The organism is Plantactinospora sp. CNZ320, from assembly GCF_002846275.1.
The window spans coordinates 6,949,071-6,969,416 of sequence record NZ_PJMP01000001.1 but is presented as its reverse complement, the minus strand read 5'-3'; the positions used below and the strand labels follow the sequence as shown (position 1 = coordinate 6,969,416).

At 71.8% G+C, this 20,346-nt stretch carries 18 protein-coding genes; 4 read left to right on the top strand and 14 right to left on the bottom strand.

Annotated elements, in window-relative coordinates:
* Window positions 1-78: 78 nt before the first annotated feature.
* Window positions 79-1,110, bottom strand: a complete 1,032-nt coding sequence (locus CLT71_RS31130) for a 3-isopropylmalate dehydrogenase (protein ID WP_101371946.1) — start codon at window positions 1,108-1,110, stop codon at window positions 79-81.
* A 230-nt stretch (window positions 1,111-1,340) separates the two neighbouring features.
* Here CLT71_RS31130 and CLT71_RS31125 point away from each other — a divergent pair, with 230 nt between their 5' ends.
* Together CLT71_RS31125 and CLT71_RS31120 are read left to right on the top strand one after the other, a co-directional pair.
* Window positions 1,341-2,219: an FAD:protein FMN transferase gene (locus CLT71_RS31125; RefSeq protein ID WP_486483555.1), complete on the top strand. Its 879-nt coding sequence runs from the start codon at window positions 1,341-1,343 to the stop codon at window positions 2,217-2,219.
* Between the two features lie 486 nt (window positions 2,220-2,705).
* On the top strand, window positions 2,706-3,059 hold the full coding sequence (locus tag CLT71_RS31120; RefSeq protein WP_101370238.1) for a hypothetical protein: 354 nt from the start codon (window positions 2,706-2,708) through the stop codon (window positions 3,057-3,059).
* A gap of 137 nt (window positions 3,060-3,196) precedes the next feature.
* Here the strand turns inward: CLT71_RS31120 and serA are convergent, their stop codons facing one another.
* From serA to CLT71_RS31090, 6 genes are all read right to left on the bottom strand, one after another.
* Complete coding sequence (serA, locus tag CLT71_RS31115; RefSeq protein WP_101370237.1) at window positions 3,197-4,798, bottom strand: phosphoglycerate dehydrogenase; 1,602 nt, start codon at window positions 4,796-4,798, stop codon at window positions 3,197-3,199.
* Window positions 4,799-5,109: 311 nt separating this feature from the next.
* Window positions 5,110-6,354 carry a mannosyl-3-phosphoglycerate synthase gene (gene mpgS, locus CLT71_RS31110; RefSeq protein ID WP_101370236.1) on the bottom strand — a complete coding sequence of 415 codons (1,245 nt, stop codon included), beginning with the start codon at window positions 6,352-6,354 and terminating at the stop codon, window positions 5,110-5,112.
* 205 nt (window positions 6,355-6,559) lie between these two features.
* A complete protein-coding gene (gene ilvC, locus CLT71_RS31105) occupies window positions 6,560-7,573 on the bottom strand; it encodes a ketol-acid reductoisomerase (protein WP_101370235.1) in 1,014 nt (337 codons plus the stop codon).
* A 70-nt stretch (window positions 7,574-7,643) separates the two neighbouring features.
* Entirely contained in the window at window positions 7,644-8,159 is a 516-nt protein-coding gene (gene ilvN / locus CLT71_RS31100) for an acetolactate synthase small subunit (protein WP_101370234.1), read from the bottom strand.
* Between the two features lie 90 nt (window positions 8,160-8,249).
* Window positions 8,250-10,187 carry an acetolactate synthase large subunit gene (locus tag CLT71_RS31095; protein WP_101370233.1) on the bottom strand — a complete coding sequence of 646 codons (1,938 nt, stop codon included), beginning with the start codon at window positions 10,185-10,187 and terminating at the stop codon, window positions 8,250-8,252.
* A gap of 254 nt (window positions 10,188-10,441) precedes the next feature.
* Complete coding sequence (locus CLT71_RS31090; protein WP_101371945.1) at window positions 10,442-12,760, bottom strand: EAL domain-containing protein; 2,319 nt, start codon at window positions 12,758-12,760, stop codon at window positions 10,442-10,444.
* A gap of 291 nt (window positions 12,761-13,051) precedes the next feature.
* Here CLT71_RS31090 and ilvD point away from each other — a divergent pair, with 291 nt between their 5' ends.
* On the top strand, window positions 13,052-14,899 hold the full coding sequence (gene ilvD, locus CLT71_RS31085) for a dihydroxy-acid dehydratase (protein ID WP_101370232.1): 1,848 nt from the start codon (window positions 13,052-13,054) through the stop codon (window positions 14,897-14,899).
* Between the two features lie 59 nt (window positions 14,900-14,958).
* On the opposite strand, the gene CLT71_RS31080 is transcribed toward ilvD, so the two are convergent.
* The 5 genes from CLT71_RS31080 to CLT71_RS37185 all read right to left on the bottom strand — a co-directional run bounded on the left by CLT71_RS31080 (window position 14,959) and on the right by CLT71_RS37185 (window position 18,150).
* A complete protein-coding gene (locus CLT71_RS31080) occupies window positions 14,959-15,987 on the bottom strand; it encodes a hypothetical protein (protein ID WP_101370231.1) in 1,029 nt (342 codons plus the stop codon).
* Window positions 15,984-16,352: a GntR family transcriptional regulator gene (locus CLT71_RS31075; protein WP_101370230.1), complete on the bottom strand. Its 369-nt coding sequence runs from the start codon at window positions 16,350-16,352 to the stop codon at window positions 15,984-15,986. Before CLT71_RS31075 ends, CLT71_RS31080 begins: the two co-directional genes overlap by 4 nt.
* A gap of 75 nt (window positions 16,353-16,427) precedes the next feature.
* Window positions 16,428-17,351, bottom strand: a complete 924-nt coding sequence (locus CLT71_RS31070) for an alpha/beta fold hydrolase (protein WP_486483554.1) — start codon at window positions 17,349-17,351, stop codon at window positions 16,428-16,430.
* Window positions 17,344-17,814: a hypothetical protein gene (locus CLT71_RS31065; protein WP_101370229.1), complete on the bottom strand. Its 471-nt coding sequence runs from the start codon at window positions 17,812-17,814 to the stop codon at window positions 17,344-17,346. The genes CLT71_RS31070 and CLT71_RS31065 overlap by 8 nt, the downstream gene beginning before the upstream one ends.
* 48 nt (window positions 17,815-17,862) lie before the next feature.
* Complete coding sequence (locus CLT71_RS37185) at window positions 17,863-18,150, bottom strand: hypothetical protein (protein ID WP_158242340.1); 288 nt, start codon at window positions 18,148-18,150, stop codon at window positions 17,863-17,865.
* Between CLT71_RS37185 and CLT71_RS31060 the strand changes: the two genes are divergently transcribed.
* Entirely contained in the window at window positions 18,115-18,690 is a 576-nt protein-coding gene (locus CLT71_RS31060) for a siderophore-interacting protein (protein ID WP_158242339.1), read from the top strand. The genes CLT71_RS37185 and CLT71_RS31060 overlap by 36 nt on opposite strands.
* A gap of 118 nt (window positions 18,691-18,808) precedes the next feature.
* On the opposite strand, the gene CLT71_RS31055 is transcribed toward CLT71_RS31060, so the two are convergent.
* Together CLT71_RS31055 and CLT71_RS31050 are read right to left on the bottom strand one after the other, a co-directional pair.
* On the bottom strand, window positions 18,809-19,600 hold the full coding sequence (locus CLT71_RS31055) for a maleylpyruvate isomerase family mycothiol-dependent enzyme (RefSeq protein WP_101370227.1): 792 nt from the start codon (window positions 19,598-19,600) through the stop codon (window positions 18,809-18,811).
* Window positions 19,601-19,796: 196 nt separating this feature from the next.
* The gene (locus CLT71_RS31050; RefSeq protein ID WP_143743687.1) at window positions 19,797-20,273 is read right to left on the bottom strand and encodes a hypothetical protein; all 477 of its coding nucleotides are present in this window, start codon (window positions 20,271-20,273) and stop codon (window positions 19,797-19,799) included.
* Window positions 20,274-20,346 lie beyond the last annotated feature (73 nt).

Below are 20,346 nucleotides of genomic sequence, written 5' to 3'. Positions count from 1 at the left end.
CCGGCGGGCCGCACCACCCGCGCCTTCGCGCAGATCCGGCGGTTTGCCGGGGCTGCGGGCGGACCGGGGTGAGGCGGCTCAGGAGGCCGCGTGGGCGGCGAGCCGGTCTCCGATGTCGGCGGTGCGCCGCACCGAGCCGGGGCCCCGGGAGGCCAGCTCGGCGGCGACCGCCTCGGTTACTCGGCGGGCCGCGTCGGGGTGGCCCAGGTGGTCGAGGAGCAGTGCGGTGGAGAGCACCGCGGCGGCCGGGTCGGCGACACCCTGGCCGGCGATGTCCGGCGCCGAGCCGTGCACCGGCTCGAACATCGACGGGTACGCCCGCTCGGGGTTGATGCTGCCGCTGGCGGCGAGCCCGATCCCGCCGGTGACCGCGGCGGCGATGTCGGTGAGGATGTCCCCGAAGAGGTTGTCGGTGACCACCACGTCGTAGCGCTGCGGTTGGGTGACCAGGAACATCGCGGCGGCGTCGACGTGCTGGTATTCGGTCTCGATCTCCGGGTGCTCGGCGGCGACTGCGGCGAACGCCCGGGCCCAGAGCGAACCGGCGTGGGTCAGCACGTTGGTCTTGTGCACCAGGGTGACCTTGCGGCGCTCCCGCCGCTCCGCGCGGGCGAACGCGTCCCGGATCACCCGCTCGACGCCGTGCCGGGTGTTCAGGCTCTCCTCGGTGGCGACCTCGGCCGGGGTGTCCCGGTGCAGGCTGCCGCCGGCCCCGGCGTAGAGCCCCTCGGTGCCCTCCCGGACGACCACCAGGTCGATCTCGTTCGGCTTGACGCTGGCCAGCGGGCCGGTGGTGCCCGGCCAGAGGCGGGACGGCCGGAGGTTGACGTACTGGTCGAACTCGAAGCGGAGCTTGAGCAGCAGGCCGCGCTCCAGCACCCCGGGCGGCACGCTGGGGTCGCCGACCGCGCCGAGCAGGATCGCGTCGTAACCGGCCAGCTCGGTGAGCACGGAGTCGGGCAGCACCTCGCCGGTCCGGTGGTAACGGGCGGCCCCGAGGTCGTATTCGGTGGCCTCGATCCCGGGCAGTACGGCGTCGAGCACCTTGCGGGCCTGCGCGACCACCTCCGGCCCGATGCCGTCGCCAGCCACCACCGCGATCCGCGCCACCGCCACGTCCCAGCCCCCTTGCCTCCGTCGTGTCTAGGGAACGTTAAGGGACCGTCCCGGCTCCCGGTACGCCGCTCCCAACATCTGGAAGGTCAACTGCACAGGAGCTTCTCAGCCAGCACTCATGCTCTGGCCATCTTCGCTTCCTAGGGTGAGCACGAAGAACGGCTCGTGGGGCTGGAGACGGTGGCCGGGCCGGAGGGGGCGAGACGCGGACCCAGGGGGCGAACATGCGGATCCAGGGAGCGAACATGCGGATCCCGGGCGGCCGGAGTCGGGGACAGCGTAGCCGGAGCCTGCCGCCGGCGCCCGCCGTGGGCCGGGGACGGCCGGACCTGCGGTTGGGCGCCGGCTGGCGCAACGTCCGGCCCGGCGCGGGCCTGACCGACCGGGTGGTCGCCCGGCACACCGTGCAGACCTCGATCGCCGAGTACACCCTGGTGCTCAACGGCATGGGCGCGCTCGGCTGGCGCGGCGTCGGCCACGCGCTGCGCGACGCCGTCGCCGAACTGCGGGCTATCGACCTCACCTACAGCCCCGCCCGGCCGGCGAGCCTGGTCTCCCGGCTGCGCCGGGGCGAGATCTCCGCGGACGCGTACCCGCCGCTGGCCGACATCGTCGCCCGGTGCGCCGCGATGCGGGCCGCCACGGACGGCTGGTTCGACGCCTGGGCGGTGCCCGGCGGCTTCGACCCGGGCGGCCTGCTGGTCGGCTGGGCGGTGGAGCGGGCCGCCGCCCGGCTGCGCGCCGCCGGCATCGAGGACTACGCCGTGATCAGCGGCGCCGACCTGGTGGTACGCGGCCACGCGCCGCACGGCGGGCCGTGGCGGGTCGCGGTGCACCATCCGACCCAGGGCAACCGGCCGCCGATGCTGCTGGAGATGACCTCCGGGGCGATCGGCACCTCCGGCGTCGCCGGCCGACGCGACCACGTGTTCGACCCGCACACCGGGCAGCCGGCCGACAAACTGGTCGCGGCCACGGTCACCGGCCCGGACCTGACGGTCGCCGACGGGTACGCCACCGCCCTGTTCGCCGCCGGCCGCGCGGGACTGGACTGGTTCCCCACCCGGGACGGCTACCGGGCCCTCTTCGCCACCGCTCGCTGAGCCTGCCCGGCAACTCCCCTGCGGGACAGCGCGACTGGGCCGGCCCGAACCAACACGGTCGGCCAGGGGCTGACCTGCGCGAACGCGAATTTCACCCGATCGCGAATCGGCCCGAGCGAACGAGATCGGCCGGGGAAAGAACGCGATCGGCCGGAACGGACGCGGGTCGGCCGGGAAAAGAACGCGATCGGCCCCCGCGATCTCGGCAACGATCGCGGGGGCCGATCAGCGACGAGTGCGCGTGGCTCGCGCACACGGGGGTGCTGGCTACCCGGCCGGCGCGACGCCTCATCACCCGAAGACGAGCCCACGCCCAGGAACTCACCGGGTATCCGCGTCAATACGCTATCGACCCGACGCGAGTCCCCGCAAGAGTCGCCCTTCCGCGTGTCGGCGGGGTATCCGAGAAAACGTCACCGACTCAGTGGCACCCTGTACCCCCGTGAGTTCTGATCTGTCAACACTCTTGGGACACGGGAGCCCGGTGTGAGTTTCGATCTGATCGTATGGGCGCTAGGGGCCGGCGCCGCCGACGAGGACGTACGCGCGGCACACGGCCGTTGCCGGCAGGGTGTCCATGCCGAGGGGAGGCCGGACCGGCGGATCTCGGCGTTCTACCACGCGCTCACCACCGGCTATCCGGACCGGCCGGGACCGGGCACGCCGTGGGCGGTGACCCCACTGCACGTCGCCGCCGACCACGTCGAGATGAAGCTCGACGAGTCCTGTGCCGACCAGGTGCTGCTCGACATCGAGCGGTTGGCCGCACAGCACGGCCTGATGCTGCTCGACCCGCAGGACGGCTCGGTCTATCCGCCGCCGACCCCGGTGAAGGGCTGACCGGACGGGGCGACCTCGATCGCCCCGTCCGGCCCGGACGTCAGATCCCGGTGCCCGACCTGCCGGTCACGTCACGGCTGACCTGCCGGTCACGCCACGGCTGACCTGCCGGTCACACCTCGACTGACCTGCTGGGGTCACACCTCGTCGCGCAGGTCGGCGGCGCTCGCCGCCACCGCGCCGATCGAGTCGGCCGCCGAGCTGAGCAGCTCGGCCGCGGTCGCGGAGTCCACGGTAAGGGTCATCAGCGCCTCGCCACCGGCCTCCCGGCGGGCCACCTGCATCGCCGCGATGTTGACGCCCGCCTCGCCGAGGATCGAGCCGATGGTGCCGACCACGCCGGGCTTGTCGACATAGCGGAAGAAGAGCAGGATGCCGTCCGCGCCGAGTTCCAGGTCGAAGCCGTCCACCTCGGTCAGCTTGAGCACGTCACGGTTGCCGGTGTGCACGGCGGTGCCGGAGACCGAGACGGTCCGGCCGTCCGGAAGCGCACCGCGCACCGTGACCAGGTTCGGGTGGTCGATGGTCTCCGCGTGCGTGGTCAGGGCCACCGTCACGCCCCGGTCGGCGGCGAGCAGCGGCGCGTTCACATAGCTCACCTGCTCCTCGACGACCGAGGTGAAGAGCCCCTTCGTGGCGGCCAGCTTCAGCACCGAGACGTCGTTGGCGACGATCTCGCCGCGTACCTCGACGGTGACGCTGGCGGCGACCCCGCCGGCCACCGCCGTGAAGACCTTGCCCAGCTTCTCGGCCAGCGGCAGCAGCGGCCGGACGTCCTCGGCGACGACCCCGCCGGCCTGCACGTTCACCGCGTCCGGCACGAACTCGCCCTGCAGGGCGAGCTTGACGCTGCGGGCCACCGCGAGGCCCGCCTTGTCCTGCGCCTCGGCGGTGGAGGCGCCCAGGTGCGGGGTGGCCACCACGTTGTCGAAGGCGAACAGCGGCGAGGCGGTGCAGGGCTCCTTGGAGTACACGTCGATGCCGGCGCCGCCGACCCGGCCCTCGGCGATCGCGTCGGCCAACGCCTGCTCGTCGATCAGGCCGCCCCGGGCGGCGTTGACGATCCGGACCCCCGGCTTGACGAGCGCGAGTTCCTTCTCGCCGATCAGACCGACCGTCTCCGGGGTCTTCGGCAGGTGGATCGAGATGAAGTCGCTCTCCCGGAGCAGCTCCTCCAGCCCGACCAGGCGTACGCCGAGCTGCGCCGCCCGGGCCGGCTGCACGTACGGGTCGTACGCGATCAGCCGGGTACCGAACGCCGCGATCCGCTGCGCGAAGAGCACGCCGATCCGGCCGAGCCCGACCACGCCCACGGTCTTGCCCTGGATCTCCACGCCGGTGTACTTGGACCGCTTCCACTCCCCCGCCTTCAGCGCGGCGCTGGCGCTGGCGGTGTTCCTGGCGACGGCCAGCAGCAGCGCGACCGCCTGCTCGGCGGCGGAGACGATGTTGGAGGTCGGCGCGTTGACCACCATCACGCCCCGGGCGGTCGCGGCCGGCACCTCGACGTTGTCCAGCCCGACGCCGGCCCGGGCGACGACCTTGAGCCGGGGTGCGGCGGCGATCGCCTCGGCGTCGACCTGGGTGGCGCTGCGTACGATCACCGCGTCCGCCTCGGCGAGCGCGCTGAGCAGGGCAGGGCGGTCGGTGCCGTCGACGTGGCGTACGTCGAAGTCGTGCGCGAGTACGTCGATTGCGGCGGGAGCGAGCTCTTCAGCGATCAGTACGACGGGAGTCATTGGTCCTCGTATATGTCGTCCGGGCGAGGTCTGCGGCCACGTGGGCGCCGCACTGCGTCCCGCGCTTCCGGCCATTCGGGTGCTTCCCTGCGGTGCGGACGCACCTGTCTGCCGATCGTAGGCGCCCTGCTGCGCACGGTGCGCTGCCAAACCGCGTGAGTGCCCTCACAAGGCGCACCAACCAGCGTGATCCGGACCTCGCCGAGCGGCGTGATCGGGCCCCCGACCGCCCGCCCGGGCTCCCGTTTGCTGTCTCTGCCGCCCGGCCCGGGCTTCCGTCGGCTGGGCGTGACGGGATCGGCGTCGACGGCTCAGGCCGAGGTGAAGACCTCGGATCCGGGCAGTTCGGCGCGGGGCCGCAACGGGGTCAGCAGCGAGCGGGTACCGAGCTGGCGAAAGGTGCCCGCCTCGGTCTCCAGTACGTCGCGCAGCAGGTCCAGGTCGAGCGAGCCGACCGGCGGGTAGATCCGCTCCCGGGGCGGCTCCTCGCCCGGCGCGATCGCCTGCTGGGCGAGCATGAAGTCGAGGATCGCCTCGCGGACCGCGGGCAGCGCGACCGGCGAGTGGTAGAGCACGTTCAGCGCCTGCATCCGCATGCCCTGCACGTGGTCCTCACCCTTGTTGTCGTGGAAGTGCGGGTTGCGGGTCTCGATCTGGAGCACCGGTACGGAACTCGCCATCACCTCGGGATGGGCGGTGTCGAGCACCCCGCCGAACTGTTCGAAGAGTTCCACGAACTCGAACGGCTCCACCGCGAAGCCGCCGGCCAGCCGCATCCGGAGCCCGAGATCGAGGCTGAGCGCGTGCTCGCCGGCATTGCCGGTGGCGATCACCTCGGTGCCGAAGCCGGAGTATTCGGCGACCAGCCGGTTCAGGAACTCGTTGGTGATCTCGGAACTGCGGCCACGCCGGCTGAAGAAGAGGCGCCCGTCCCGCAGTTTCGGCTTGGAGTGCCAGGAGATCCGGACCATCGCGTACGGGTTGGCGGCGAGGTGCAGGCCGGCGGCGTACACCTTGACGTACTCGTGCACAGCGCCCGGTACGTAGTTGTCCGCGTCGATGTAGCCGAGGTACTTCCGGCCGGTCAGCGCGGCGACCGCCATGCCGATCAGCATCGCCTCGCCCTTGCCGCCCCGGATCAGCCCGTCCTCGTCGATCAACTCGGGCATCCCGGCGGCCTTGAAGGCGGCGGCGAGTCCCGGGTCCCGCTGGTGCACCATGATCGCCGGCCGCTCGGTCGCCCGGCAGTACTGCTCCAGGGTCTGCGCTTCCATGTCGTAGCGATCGACCGGGTTCCGAGCGCTGTTCGAGACCAGCACGATCAGACAGTCGTGTGGAATCCCCGAGAGCACACCTTCGATTACTCTGCGTGTCTCGTTCATGCAGGGAATGACGATGACCATCTGCCGCTCGATCGCGCGCATCGCCGACTGCGAGACGATCCCCTCGCCGGTGGTCCCCGTGGCGTCTCCCGAGTCCAGCTGTATGACACGCTGGAGTTCGTGGATACGGACGGCGCCGAAACGCTCGGTGCGGTGCGATTGCTCCAGACGCATGCGGCGACAGTACCCGAGTGGACGCATTAACCGCGCGTAACCGCCGACCATTTCCTGACGCCATCGCCGTGGATGGCGATTGGACGTCTATTCGCAATGATCCGGAAACTCGACGGTGGAAGATCCGGTAACGCGGGATCGATCTCGCACCGGCTGTGACCGCCGCCCCGGACCGGTACGCTCACCGGCCCGGGGCAGCACTATGTCAGGCGGTCTCGGTGATCGGCCGGTCGACCCAGCTCATCATGCCGCGCAGCTTCTTGCCGGTCTCCTCGATCGGGTGCGCCGCACCCTCGGCCCGCCACTTGGTGAAGTTGGGCCGACCCTCGTCGTCCTCGGCGATCCACTCCCGGGCGAACTCGCCGGACTGGATCTCGGCGAGGATCTTCCGCATCTCGTCCTTGACCCGGGCGTCGACCACCCGCGGGCCCCGCGAGTAGTCGCCGTACTCGGCGGTGTCGGAGACGCTGTAGCGCATCCGGGCGATGCCGCCCTCGTACATCAGGTCGACGATCAGCTTCAGCTCGTGCAGGCACTCGAAGTACGCCACCTCGGGGGCGTACCCGGCCTCGGTGAGCACCTCGAAACCGGTCTGCACCAGCGCGGAGGCGCCGCCGCAGAGCACCGCCTGCTCGCCGAAGAGGTCGGTCTCGGTCTCCTCCTTGAAGGTGGTGCGGATCGCACCGGCCCGGGTGCCGCCGATCGCCTTGGCGTAGGCCAGCGCGAGCGGGAAGCCGGTGCCGGTGGCGTCCTGCTCCACCGCGACCAGGCAGGGCACGCCCTTGCCGTCGACGTACTGCCGGCGGACCAGGTGCCCCGGGCCCTTGGGGGCGACCATCGCCACGTCGACGTCGGCCGGCGGGGTGATGAAGCCGTACCTGATGTTCAGGCCGTGGCCGAAGAACAGCGCCTTGCCCGCGGTCAGGTGCGGCGCGATGGCCTCGGCGTAGAGCGACCGCTGCGCGGTGTCCGGCGCCAATACCATGATCACGTCGGCCTCGGCCGACGCCTCGGCCGGAGTCAGCACCCGCAGGCCCTGCTCCTGCGCCTTGGCCCGGCTCTTCGAACCCTCCGGCAGACCGATCACCACGTCGACGCCGGAGTCGCGCAGCGACAGCGCGTGGGCGTGGCCCTGGCTGCCGTACCCGAGCACCGCGACCTTCTTGCTCTGGATGAGCCCCAGGTCGGCGTCGTCGTCGTAGAACACCTCAGCGGTCATGACTTTCCTCTCCTGCGGCGCGGCCCGGCCGGGCCCGCCGTTGCCAATCGTTATGCGGAATCCGCCGTGCTCAGGCGGCTCGCAGCGCCGAACCGGTGGTGATCGAACGGGAGCCCCGCCCGATCGCCACCAGACCCGACTGCACCATTTCCTTGATTCCGAACGGTTCGAGGTCGCGCAGCAGCGCGTCCAGCTTGTCAGCGGTGCCGGTCGCCTCGATCGTGAGGGTGTCCGGCGCCACGTCCACCACCCTGGCCCGGAACAGGTTCACCGTCTCCAGCACCTGGGCCCGCTGCGAACGGTCGGCCCGGACCTTGACCAGCACCAGCTCCCGGGCCACCGAGACGCCCGGATCCAGCTCCACGATCTTGAGTACGTTGACCAGCTTGTTGAGCTGCTTGGTGACCTGCTCCAGCGGCGAGGTCTCGGCGTTGACCACGATGGTGATCCGGGAGACGTCCGGGTTCTCCGTCTCACCGACCGCCAGCGAGTCGATGTTGAAACCCCGGCGGGAGAAGAGTCCGCTCACCCGGGCCAGGACACCTGGCTTGTTCTCCACCAGCACGGACAGCGTGTGTTTGCTCATGCCGGCACTCCGCTTCGCTCCGTGCCGTCATGAGGCACAATCGCACTGAGTTGACTGATTCGCTCACTACGCTCGCTCATCTTTCCGGCCTCACAGCTCGTCGTCGTCGAAGGCGGGGCGGACCCCACGGGCGAACATGATCTCGTCGTTGCTGGTGCCGGCGGCCACCATCGGCCAGACCATCGCGTCCTTGCCGACCACGAAGTCGATCACCACCGGCACGTCGTTGATCTCCATCGCGGCCTTGATGGTCTTGTCCACGTCGGCCTTGCTCTCGCAGCGCAGCCCGACGCAGCCCAGCGCCTCGGCCAGCTTCACGAAATCAGGAATCCGGTGCTTGTGGGTGCCCAGCTCGGTGTTGGAGTAGCGCTCGCCGTAGAAGAGCGTCTGCCACTGCCGGACCATCCCCAGGTTGCCGTTGTTGATCACCGCGATCTTGACCGGTATCCCCTCCAGGGCACAGGTCGCCAGCTCCTGATTGGTCATCTGGAAGCAGCCGTCACCGTCGACGCCCCAGACCACGGTCTCCGGCTTGCCGACCTTGGCGCCCATCGCCGCCGGCACGGCGTACCCCATCGTGCCGAGGCCGCCGGAGTTGAGCCAGGTGTACGGCTTCTCGTACGAGACGAACTGCGCCGCCCACATCTGGTGCTGCCCCACCCCGGCAACGTAGATCGCGTCCGGGCCGGCGATCGCGCCCAGCCGCTCGATCACGTACTGCGGGGCCAGGGTGCCGTCGGTCGGCTCGTCGTAGCCGAGCGGGTAGCGGTCGCGCAGGTCGTCCAGCTGCGCCCACCACTCGGTCCGGTCGATTGGAGCGGTCTGGCTGGCCGTGGCGGCCCGGACCGCCTCGATCAGCTCGTCGATCACGTACTTCGCGTCGCCGACGATCGGCACGTCGGCGGCCCGGTTCTTGCCGATCTCCGCCGGATCGATGTCGGCGTGCACGATCGCCGCCCCCGGGGCGAACGAGTCCAGCTTGCCGGTGACCCGGTCGTCGAACCGGGCCCCCAGCGCCACGATCAGATCCGACTTCTGCAGGGCGTAGACCGCGGCGACCGTGCCGTGCATGCCGGGCATGCCGAGGTGCTGCGGGTGCGAGTCCGGGAAGGCGCCCCGGGCCATCAGCGTGGTCAGCACCGGGATGCCGGTCAGTTCGGCCAGCCTGCGCAGGCCCTCGGTGGCGCCGGCCTTGAGCACGCCGCCACCGACGTAGAGCACCGGGCGGCGGGCCGTGGTCATCAGCCGGGCCGCCTCGCGGATCTGCTTGCCGTGCGGGTGCAGGGTCGGCCGGTAGCCGGGCAGGTCCAGCGTCGGCGGCCAGGAGAAGGTGGTCTGCGCCTGGAGCACGTCCTTGGGGATGTCGACGAGCACCGGGCCGGGGCGGCCGGTGGCGGCCAGGTGGAACGCCTCGGCCAGGATCCGCGGGATCTCCTCGGCGGTCTGCACCAGGAAGTTGTGCTTGGTGATCGGCAGGGTGATGCCCTGGATGTCGGCCTCCTGGAAGGCGTCCGTGCCGATTGCCGGCCGGGCCACCTGACCGGTGATCGCCACCAACGGCACCGAGTCCATGTACGCGTCCGCGATCGGCGTGACCAGGTTCGTCGCGCCCGGCCCCGAGGTGGCGATGCAGACCCCGACCCGGCCGGTGGCCTGCGCGTACCCGGTGGCGGCGTGCCCGGCGCCCTGCTCGTGCCGGACCAGGATGTGCCGCACCGACGAGTCGTAGAGCGGGTCGTACGCCGGCAGGATCGCCCCACCCGGAATACCGAACGCGACCTCGACGCCGAGCGCCTCCAACGACTTGACCAGCGAGCCGGCCCCGGAGACCTGGACCGGTGCCACTACCTGCCCACCTGCGGCACCCCGACCCGGCTCGGCGAGCGGGCCGGGCTGGTCAGCTGTCGGCTGGGCGCCCGGCCGGAGTCGGCGGGGGAACTGGTCGGCGGGGTCGTTGCTCCCCTCGGCGGCGGCGGACCGGTGTCGCCGCGCGCTGTTGGCCAGGGTCTCGGGTGTGGGTCTCGTCATGGCTATTCAGGCCTTCGGCTCGGAGCAGTGATCTTTTCCAGATGTACGACGGGCGGTGCGGCGACCGCCTCGGCCGGCGGCCGATCCACCCAAACCGGCAGGAGTGGTACGCCAACCGAGGCGACCACACTGCCGACGCGAGATACGTGGCCAATAAAAACGGCCCTCGTGCTGATGCACGGGGCCTGCGCACTCTCGGGAGTCGAGAGTGCGCTCAGATAAGTACTCGGAAGGACCTGGTCGCAGACATGCGGCTAAGCCTGACGCATCTCACGCGATGAGTCAACTGATCCCGCATTCTGGGCACTGCCGGTTTTCGGGTCCGCCGGCCCGTCGCTCGGCCTGCGCTGCCGTGGTGCGCTCCGGCTGTTGCCGCCGGTGCGGGGGGTGGACCTGCCCCCGCCGCCCTTCGGGCGGGACTCCGCCCCGCTCCCCTCGGGCGGGCTGGCCGCCTCCAGCATCGCCTCCAGGTGCTCGGCCGGCACCCCCCAGCCGAAGAGCTGGCCCTGCCCGAACCGGCAGCCGGCCTCGACCACAGCGGCGAGTTCCGTCGGGTTGGTCACCCCCTCGGCGATCACCTCCAGCCCGAGCTGGTGGCCGAGCCGCATCACCACGTCCACCATCGGGGCGAAGGCGCGGCCCTTCGGTCGCCGGATCGGCTCCGGTCCGGCGACCAGGCTGTGGTCGATCTTGAGGATGTCGATCGGCAGCCGGCGGAGCTGGCCGAGGGAGGAGTACCCGGCGCCGAAGTCGTCGAGCGCGATGCGTACCCCGGTCAGCCGCAGTGCCCGGAGCCGGCGGATCAACTCGTCCAGGTCAGTCGCCACGGCGTGCTCGGTCACCTCCAGCACCAGCCGCTGCGGTGGTACCCGGTGCGCGCGCAGCGCCTCGGTGACCTGGACGACGTACTCCGGGTTGTGCAGCTCCCGGGGCGAGACGTTCACCGACACCCAGACGTCGTGCCCGGCGGCGAGCCAGAGGGAGAGCTGGTGGCAGGCCCGGTGCAGCACCCAGGCGCCGAGCTTGGCGATCATCCCGCACTCCTCGGCGAGCGGGATGAACTCGTCCGGGCCGACGTTGCCCAGCTCGGGGTGGTGCCAGCGCAGCAGCGCCTCCGCGCCGACCGGCCGGACCGACGGGACCGCCACCACCGGCTGGAACGCCAGGTGCAGCTCGTCGCGCTCGATCGCACCGCGCATCTCGTGCTCCAGCGTGGTACGCCGGCGCAGCAGGTTGTCGTAGGTCATGTCGTACCGCTCGACGCGGTTCTTGCCCCGCTGCTTGGCGTACCGCAGGGCCAGGTCGGCGTTGCGCAGCAGGGTCTCCACGTCGGCGGCGTCGGCGCTGTCCGCCACGCCGATGCTTACCGACAGGAAGACCGACCCGGCCTCGTGCCGGTACGCCGAGCCGACCACCCCGAGCAGCCGCTGCGCGATCCGCTGCGCCTCGGCCGGACGGGCCCGCATCAGTACGGCGAACTCGTCACCGCCGAGCCGCGCGGCCAGGTCGCCGGGGCGCAGGTTGCTCTTCAGCCGCCGGCCCACCTCGACCAGCACCGCGTCGCCGACGTCGTGCCCCCGCATGTCGTTGACGTTCTTGAAGCCGTCCAGGTCGAGCCCGAGCAGCACCCAGGGGGTCTCCGAGTCGGCCTGCTGCTGCACCGCCCGGAGCAGCCCCCGGCGGTTGGCCAGCCCGGTCAGCGGATCGGTGTGCGCCAGTTCCCGGAAGTGCGCCTCCCGCTCGGCGAGCCGACCGGCATAGGCCCGTACGTCGGCCAGGGCGAGGTACTGCCGGGCGACCAGGCCGAACCCCTCGACGATGCCGGCCACCACCGCCAGGATCGTGAACTCGCCGCCTACCAGCAGGTGGTAGACGGCGGACACGGCCATCGCCACCATCGGCAGCACGGCGTAGGTGCCGCGCCGGATCACGTCGGCGTCCGGTCCGCCGGCCAGATCGGGCGCCCGGCCGGCCAGCGCGACCATCAGCAGGCCGAACGGCAGCAGCACCGCCCCGACCAGCGCGACCGTCGGGCCGGCCTGGCAGATCCCGGCGGAGATGGCGAGCCCGGAGCCGGTCACCAGGTTGATCCCGGCCCCGGCCAGCAGCAGCCCGCGCCGGGGCGCCCGGGTCCGGGCGCCGACGATGAAGGTCAGCCCGGCCGCCACCGCCGCCGTGACGGTCGTCACCAGGATGGCCAGGCAGCCGCTCGGGGTGAGGTCGCCGAGCACCCGGGTCGGCTCGGCGAGCAGCACCCAGCCGACGAACCAGAACGCCGCCCCGATCACCAGCCCGTCCAGCACCAGCCGGAGCGCCGCGCCGGGAGTCTCGGCCACGCCGGGCAGCCGGAGCAGGCCGGCGCAGAGCAGGGCCCCGCTGGCCGCCATCCCGACCGCGATCAGGGTGGCCAGACCGGTCCGCTGAACCTGCTCATGCTGCCAGTGCCCGGCCATGGTGACCAGCGCGAACAGTCCCAGTGCGGCGCTGACCGCCGCGAGTGCGCCGCCAACGGCGAGCAGCCAGTGCCCGACCCGGCGCGCACCCGGGTGCCGGTGTGCCGAAAATGCCAGCATGACCGGCCCGCAGCAGGATGCGAGGCCGGTCACCACGGCCAGGGCCGGCGCGCCGGAGGCGAGTTGCACGGGTTCACTCTGCCGGATCGATCGCACTCCATGGGGGAGCCCGCGCCGGTTCATCGACCAGAGGCACAGACCCCCCATTCGGGCATCGGGTGTAAGGAAGGGCCCCCGCATATCGTTTTCTGTTGTAGCGGGGGCCCTTCCTTACACCTGTCGTGTCCCGGTGGCTGGACGTGGGGGGACGGGCGGGCGGCGGGCGGCGGGTGGAGGTGCCACACTTGTCGAATGCCTGACCTGCGGTCGAAGACCTCCACACACGGCCGGACGATGGCCGGCGCCCGCGCGCTGTGGCGGGCCACCGGGATGACCGACGACGACTTCGGCAAGCCGATCGTCGCCATCGCGAACAGCTTCACCCAGTTCGTACCCGGGCACGTGCACCTCAAGGACCTCGGTGGCCTGGTGGCGGACGCGGTGGCCGAGGCGGGTGGGGTCGGCCGGGAGTTCAACACCATCGCCGTCGACGACGGCATCGCGATGGGGCACGGCGGCATGCTCTACTCGCTGCCCAGCCGCGAGCTGATCGCCGACGCGGTCGAATACATGGTCAACGCGCACTGCGCGGACGCCCTGGTCTGCATCTCCAACTGCGACAAGATCACCCCCGGCATGCTGCTCGCCGCGCTCCGGCTGAACATCCCCACCGTCTTCGTCTCCGGCGGCCCGATGGAGGCCGGCAAGACGGTGGCGATCGAGGGGATCGTGCACGACAAGATCGACCTGATCGACGCGATGATCGCCTCCTCCAACGACGCGGTCACCGACGACCAGCTCGGCGCGATCGAGCGCTCCGCCTGCCCCACCTGCGGCTCCTGCTCCGGCATGTTCACCGCCAACTCGATGAACTGCCTCACCGAGGCGATCGGGCTGGCCCTGCCCGGCAACGGGTCGGTGCTGGCCACCCACGCCGCGCGCAAGGCGCTCTTCGAGGAGGCCGGCCGGGTCGTCGTGGAGATCGCTAATCGCTGGTACGCCGACGACGACGCCTCGGTACTGCCCCGGTCGATCGCCTCCCGGGCCGCGTTCGAGAACGCGGTCGCGCTGGACGTGGCGATGGGCGGCTCCACCAACACGGTGCTGCACCTGGTCGCCGCGGCCCGCGAGGCGGAACTCGACTTCGGCGTCGCCGACATCGACGAGATCTCCCGCCGGGTGCCCTGCCTGGCCAAGGTCGCCCCGAACTCGCCGAAATACCACATGGAGGACGTGCACCGGGCCGGTGGCATCCCGGCGATCCTCGGCGAGCTGGACCGGGCCGGGCTGCTGCACCGGGACGTACACGCGGTGCACTCGGCCGATCTGGACGGCTGGCTGGCCGACTGGGACATCCGGGGTGGCAAGGCCCGCCCGGAGGCGATCGAGCTGTTCCACGCCGCCCCCGGCGGGGTACGCACCACGGAGCCGTTCTCCACCACCAACCGCTGGTCCACACTGGACACCGACGCGGCCGGGGGCTGCATCAGGGACCGGGAGCACGCCTACACCGCCGACGGCGGGCTGGCGATCCTGCACGGCAACCTGGCCCCGGACGGCGCGGTGGTGAAGACCGCCGGGGTGCCGGCCGAGTGCCTGACCTTCCGGGGTCCGGCCAAGGTCTACGAGTCGCAGGAGGCCGCCGTCGAGGCGATCCTCGGCAAGCAGGTGGTCGCCGGTGACGTGGTGGTGATCCGCTACGAGGGCCCGAAGGGCGGGCCGGGGATGCAGGAGATGCTCTACCCCACCTCGTTCCTCAAGGGACGCGGCCTCGGCCGGGACTGCGCGCTGATCACCGACGGCCGGTTCTCCGGCGGCACCTCCGGGCTCTCCATCGGGCACGTCTCCCCCGAGGCGGCCGGCGGTGGACTGATCGCGCTGGTCGAGCCGGGCGACGAGATCGTCATCGACATTCCCAACCGCAGCATCGAGCTGGCGGTGGCGCCGGATGTGCTGGAGGCGCGCCGGATCGGGCAGGAGAAGCGGGAACGGCCGTACACGCCGGTGGACCGGGATCGGCCGGTCTCTGCCGCGCTGCGCGCGTACGCCTCGATGGCGACCTCGGCCAGCGACGGCGCCTACCGGCGCGTCCCGGAGTGAACGCTACGCCGGGTGTGGGGTCTCCGGTCGGCCGGTGACCCCACACCCGGTGGTCGAGATCAGCTCAGCCGGGCCCGCAGGGTGTTCACCATCGCCACCGCGGTCGGCACGTCCCGGCAGGTGACCAGTTGGCGGCTGCCGTCGGTCAGCCGGAGCGCCAGCGCCGGGCCGGGCAGCAGCGGCACGTCGGCGGCGGTGGCGCCGCGCAGGAACGAGCGGAGCAACCAGTCCTCCACGGCGAGGTGGTCCGGCTCGGCGGCGGCGATGGCCGAGATCGGCACCCGCCGCCGCAGCGGGCCGACCGCCACCCGGACCGCCTCGCCGTCGATGACCAGCCGGTAGCGGGTGAACGGCAGCATCGCCAGGGCGGAGACCGTCGGTGCGGCACCCGCCCAGCCGACGACGCCGACCAGCGGCACCAGTACGGCGACCATCAGCACCCCGGTCAGGGCCAGTACGCCGGTCGTCCAGAGCACCGGGCGCAGCGCCCGGATCTCCCACCAGAGCAACCGCTCGTCGGCACCGGCCGCCAGCACCGGTCCGACCGCCGGCTCCGGGATGTCGGAGCCGACCGCCGCCCGGGTCGGCGCCGGGGAGCCGGTGCCTGGTGACACCGGGGGTGCCGCGCCGGCCAGCAGGTACGCCAGCAGCCCGGCGACCGCCGCCGCGACCATCGGCAGACCCATCAGCGCGGCGAAGTAACCCCAGGAGAGGCGTACGTCGGCGGCTGTCGGCGCGTCAAGTGCGGCGGCCAACGTCATCAGCAGCACCGTGCCGGCCGCCGCGGCGGTGCCGTTCACCGCGACCTGGGCGCCGAGCCGGAGCCAGTGCCGCCCGGTGCCGGGGAGTCGACGGGACAGCGCGAAGACCAGCAGCCCGGCCATCCAGACGGTGAGCGCGGCGCCGAGCAGCACCCCGGCCAGGGTGTCGACACCGATCGTGCTGACCATCGGCCGGTCACCGACGCCACCGGAGTTGGGCAGGCTCTCCGGGAGGCGGCTCCGCCAGGCGAGGGTCACCGCCACCGCACCGCCGATCAGGGCCGCCGGCAGCAGGCCGCTGCCGATCGTCCACCGGGCACTCCTCATGCGCTCACCTCTCTCGAATACTGCTGCCGCACCAGCGCGACGGCCTCGTCCAGGCCGACGCCGGCCCGGCGGGCAACAGTCACCAACTCCCGTACCGACTCGATCACCCGGGCTCGCTCGTGCGGCACCTCTCCGGTCACCACCGCACCCCGGCCCCGGCGCAGCTCGATGAGGCCCTCCTCGCGCAGCGCCGCGTACGCCCGGAGCACGGTGTGCATGTTCACGTCGAGCGTGCCCGCGAGCTCCCGGGCGGCCGGCAGCCGGTCTCCCCGGCCGATCGCCCCGTCGGCCAGTGCCCGGCGCACGCTGCCGGCGATCTGCTCCGCCAGCGGTACGCCGCTGCCCGGTGACACCCGAAACAACATGTTCGCATTCTACTAGAACAATGGGCACTAGCCGCAAGGGGAGCCGGCTGGATCGATGTCGCCGGTTTCCTGCACCTAGCGGGCGAGGAACTCCGTGACCAGGTCTGCCAACTGGGCCGGGCGCTCGGCCACCATGGCGTGGCTGGCACCGTCCAGCGACACCACCTCCAGCCACGGGTTGTCCCGGACGGTCGCCAGCCGCTCCAGCACCCGACGCCGGTGTGCGGCGTAGAGGTCGCCGAAGGGGCGCTGTTCGGGCATGTCCACAGTGGCCAGTACGAGCAGCAGCGGGCAGCGGACGGCACGGTAGGCAGGTACGAGGTCCAACGACTCGATCGCCACCCGCAGTTCCTCGGTCAGTTCCGGATCGGGGCGCAGCCGGCTCGTCCCGTCCTCCGCCGGCACGAGGTTGCGCCGGAACGCCCGCTCCCAGACCTCCTCCGCGGCGTCGTACCGCCGGGCCATCGCCCGCTGCCCGGCGAGCGCCGCCTCGACCTGCTCGGCGCCGAGCGGCCGGGCCATCGCGGCGGACATCCCGGCGAAGACCTCGCGGAGCCGGGCGAGTTCGGCCGCCGCCTGGTCCGGGTCCAGGCCGGCGAGGTCCTCCGGCCGGCTCGGGGTGGGATTGCCGTCCAGGCTGACCGCGCCGGGACAGTCCGGGTGCCTGGCCGCCCAGAGGCTGGCGAGCATGCCGCCCAGCGACATCCCGACCACAGTCGGACGGGTCAACTCCAGCTCGTCGGCGACGGCGTCGAGGTCGTCGAGCACCTCGTCCCACTTCCACGGGCCGTCGCCGGAGCGGCCGTGACCGCGCAGGTCCACCGCGACCACCCGGTGCGCCGGGCGCAGCGCCTCGGCCAGCGCGGTCATGGTGACCAGGTTGCCGCCCGCACCGTGCAGCAGCAGCATCGGGGCGCCGGAGCCGCCGAAGTCGCGGGCGACGATCGGCACCGGGCCGGAGTGGATGGATATTTCGCTGTCGTGGGACACGTCAGACACGGCGGGGCCGCCCTTCCTCAAGTAACCGGTCGCGGACGGAGGAGGGCAGCACACCACCTTCCGGATGACGGACCAGCTTGCCCCGGTTGACCAGGTCGTGGACTCCCTGCCGGGTGATCCCGAGCATCGCCCCGGCCACCGCGTACGTCACCGAGTCGGCGGTGGGGTGCCCGACCCGCCGCGCGACGACCTGGCCCAGCGGGCTGCGCCACCAGTCGAGCGGGGGCTCGAACGGCCCGTCGCCGGGATAGAGCGTCGAGACGATCCGCATCGCGGTGCCAACCGCCTCCCGGTCGTCACCGTCGAGCAGCCGGCGCGCCCACGACTCGGCCCGGACCCGCACCACCGTGCGCAACGCCTCGACCGAGTCGTCCCCGTCGAGCAGGATCTCCAGCGGATCGAGCAGCCGGACGTCCATCGTCCGGAGGAGCTGCGCCACGAGTTCGTCACGGGTTGGCGGCATGCCACCCTCCTCACTTGACATCCAGTGTCAAGTACTTGACGAGCACTGTCAAGTACTTGTCGAACGGTGGACCGGATTGAGCAGCGCGACGAGCACCCCGTCCACCCGGGCCAGTAGCGGGCCGGTCGCACCTTCGGTCAGGGCGCTCTCCAGCACTCCGTGCAGCCCGTGCAACAGGAACTCGACGGTGAACGCGGGATCCTCGACCGCCAGCTCACCACCGCATACTCCCTGCTCGACCAGGTCGAGCAGGCCGGCCCGGATCGGCCCGAGATCGTCGCGTTCCTCGATGCCGGCCTCGTGGAACAGCAACGCGACAAGCGCGGCGTTCCGCACGCCGTACTCCGCAGCTACTCGGTCTGGGCACTTGACCGCGATCGGGGCAGCCTCGACCTCGGGGTACTCGACCACGGCGAGGGTCCGGGGGCATCCTGGGCACGCAACGCCCGGCCCGGCCAGTCGATCACCCTGTCCCGCCCCGAGGGCCGGCTGACCCTGCGGGAGTCGGCGTACCACCTCTTCGTCGGTGACGAGACAGCCGCCGTCGCCTTCGGAGCCATGCTGCGAGCGCTGCCCGCGCAGACCCCGGCGTACGGCGTGCTGGTCACCGACCGCCCCGGCGGAGAGGTGCCGCTGCCCGCCGGACGACAACTCCACTGGGTGTACCGGGGCGACGCCGACCCGGCCGACAGCGGGACACTGCTTCCGGCGTTACGCGCACTCGAACTGCCGGAGGAACCGGGCACCGCCTACCTGGCCGGCGAGGCACGCACCTGCCAGGCCGTCCGGGACCATCTGGTCCGGGACCGGCGCTGGTCCCGGCGCCAGATCGCGGTCAAACCGTTCTGGGCCCCGGGGCGCCGGGGCCTCGACTGAGGACCCCGGGCCACAGAACCCGCCCGAGCCACAGAATCGCCCTGGGCCACAGAAACCCGCCCAGGGCCACCAGAACCCGCCCGAGCGCCCGCCGGGCCGACCGGCTGGCCGGTGCCGGTCAGTAGCCGGGGAAGACCCGGCGCAGGTCGTCCAGGCCGAGCGGTCCGGTCACGGTAAGCGTGTCGGGGGTGTGCTCGGGCGCCAGCCGGCCGGCGGCCAACCGGAGGAACGCCTCGGCCGGCCCGCTGATCTCGCCGGCCGGCTGCTCCGGCCGCTCCACCAGCTCGACCCGATCGGTGAGCCGCAGCCCCAGGGAGCGCTCCGGGTCGGTCAGCAGCACCGCCAGTTCCACCGGCCGGTCGCCGACCGCCTCCGGCCGGCCGATCCAGCCGAGCAGGCCGTCGAGCCGGTCGAGCACCAGCGGCACCGCCTCCGGCGCCACCGTCGCGTGCCGGTTGAAGGCGACCTCCACGTCCCACTCGTGCAGGGCGAACTCGCTGAGCCGCATCCCTGCCGCCGTCGCCAGGTCGACCGGCTCGGGCAGGAAACCGAGATCGATCCGTACGCTGGACCGGGTGGCCGCGTCGAGCGACTCGTACCGCTCGACGAGCCGCCGGTTGGCCTCCAGGAAGCCCTCGGCGTGCTCGATAGGGGTCATCGCGTCCCATCGGGCCCAGACCTGCTTGTTGAAGTCCGCCTCCAGCGCGGGGCGACTGCCCAGCGCCACGTCGAGGGTGGCCTCGTTGATCTCGGCGCCGCTGCCGAGGTGGCTGAGCACCTGCGAGACCTGCCACTCGCTGGCCCCGGACGGCCGGGTCAGGTCGGTCGGGCCGAGGTCGCGGACCAGTGCCGCGAGTTCGTCGTGGCCCGAGCGGAGGGCGGCGATGGCCGTGTCGGCGGTAGTGGACATGTCTTCCTGTCTCCCGGGTCGTACGTCGCCGGCTCCGGATGGGCCGGCACGACACCCGCCCATCATGCCCGCTGCCCCCGACCGACCGCCGCCCTCCGCCCGCCGTGCCGTCATGACGACCTGCCGTCATGACAACGTTCCGTCGTGCCGTCATGACGACCTGCCATCGTGGCGGCCTGCCGTCAGCGCCGACGGGTCAGCCGGCGCACTCCTTGTCGATCCTCGTGCCCACCTGCACGAACTCGCCCTGGAGGAACTTCACCGGGTCATCGGCCTTCGCGCCGGACTCGATGTCGGCGACGATCCCCTCGACCAGCGCCTTGACCTTCGGGTCGGTCGCCTTGGCGGCCTCGGCCTCCAACTGTCCAGCGAGTCCGGACAGCGTGGTCTTGAGCTGCTTGTTCTGCTGCGCCACGGTCAGTCCCTTCTCGATGGCCTTCACCGAGTCGTCCGCGATCTTGACGCTGCCGTCCAGGAATATGTCGGTGACCGCCTCGCAGACCTCGCTGGTGTTCGGCGCGGCGGTCGGGCTCGGTGCGGCCGTACTCGGAGCCGTGGTCGGCGTGCCGGCCGCATCGGTAGCCGGCTCGTCCGGCTGGCAGCCGGCGCCGAGTACGGCGACAGCCGCCAACGAGATGGCGACGAGGCCGGTCCGGACAGATCGAACATTCATCGAAAACCCCCGTGATCGTGAGCAACGGCGGCGAGCGTAGCAAGAGTGATCTACCCAGGCTCGGGAGTATTTC

Coding starts and splice junctions, on each gene's coding strand:
- CLT71_RS31065 (WP_101370229.1), bottom strand. CDS start 17,814: ATGCCGCCAACCCGTGACGAACTCGTGGCGCAGCTCCTCCGGACGATG.
- ilvN (WP_101370234.1), bottom strand. CDS start 8,159: ATGAGCAAACACACGCTGTCCGTGCTGGTGGAGAACAAGCCAGGTGTC.
- CLT71_RS31125 (WP_486483555.1), top strand. CDS start 1,341: ATGCGGATCCAGGGAGCGAACATGCGGATCCCGGGCGGCCGGAGTCGG.
- CLT71_RS31090 (WP_101371945.1), bottom strand. CDS start 12,760: ATGCTGGCATTTTCGGCACACCGGCACCCGGGTGCGCGCCGGGTCGGG.
- CLT71_RS31075 (WP_101370230.1), bottom strand. CDS start 16,352: ATGTTGTTTCGGGTGTCACCGGGCAGCGGCGTACCGCTGGCGGAGCAG.
- ilvC (WP_101370235.1), bottom strand. CDS start 7,573: ATGACCGCTGAGGTGTTCTACGACGACGACGCCGACCTGGGGCTCATC.
- CLT71_RS31050 (WP_143743687.1), bottom strand. CDS start 20,273: ATGAATGTTCGATCTGTCCGGACCGGCCTCGTCGCCATCTCGTTGGCG.
- CLT71_RS31080 (WP_101370231.1), bottom strand. CDS start 15,987: ATGAGGAGTGCCCGGTGGACGATCGGCAGCGGCCTGCTGCCGGCGGCC.
- CLT71_RS31095 (WP_101370233.1), bottom strand. CDS start 10,187: ATGACGAGACCCACACCCGAGACCCTGGCCAACAGCGCGCGGCGACAC.
- CLT71_RS31055 (WP_101370227.1), bottom strand. CDS start 19,600: ATGTCCACTACCGCCGACACGGCCATCGCCGCCCTCCGCTCGGGCCAC.
- ilvD (WP_101370232.1), top strand. CDS start 13,052: ATGCCTGACCTGCGGTCGAAGACCTCCACACACGGCCGGACGATGGCC.
- mpgS (WP_101370236.1), bottom strand. CDS start 6,354: ATGCGTCTGGAGCAATCGCACCGCACCGAGCGTTTCGGCGCCGTCCGT.
- serA (WP_101370237.1), bottom strand. CDS start 4,798: ATGACTCCCGTCGTACTGATCGCTGAAGAGCTCGCTCCCGCCGCAATC.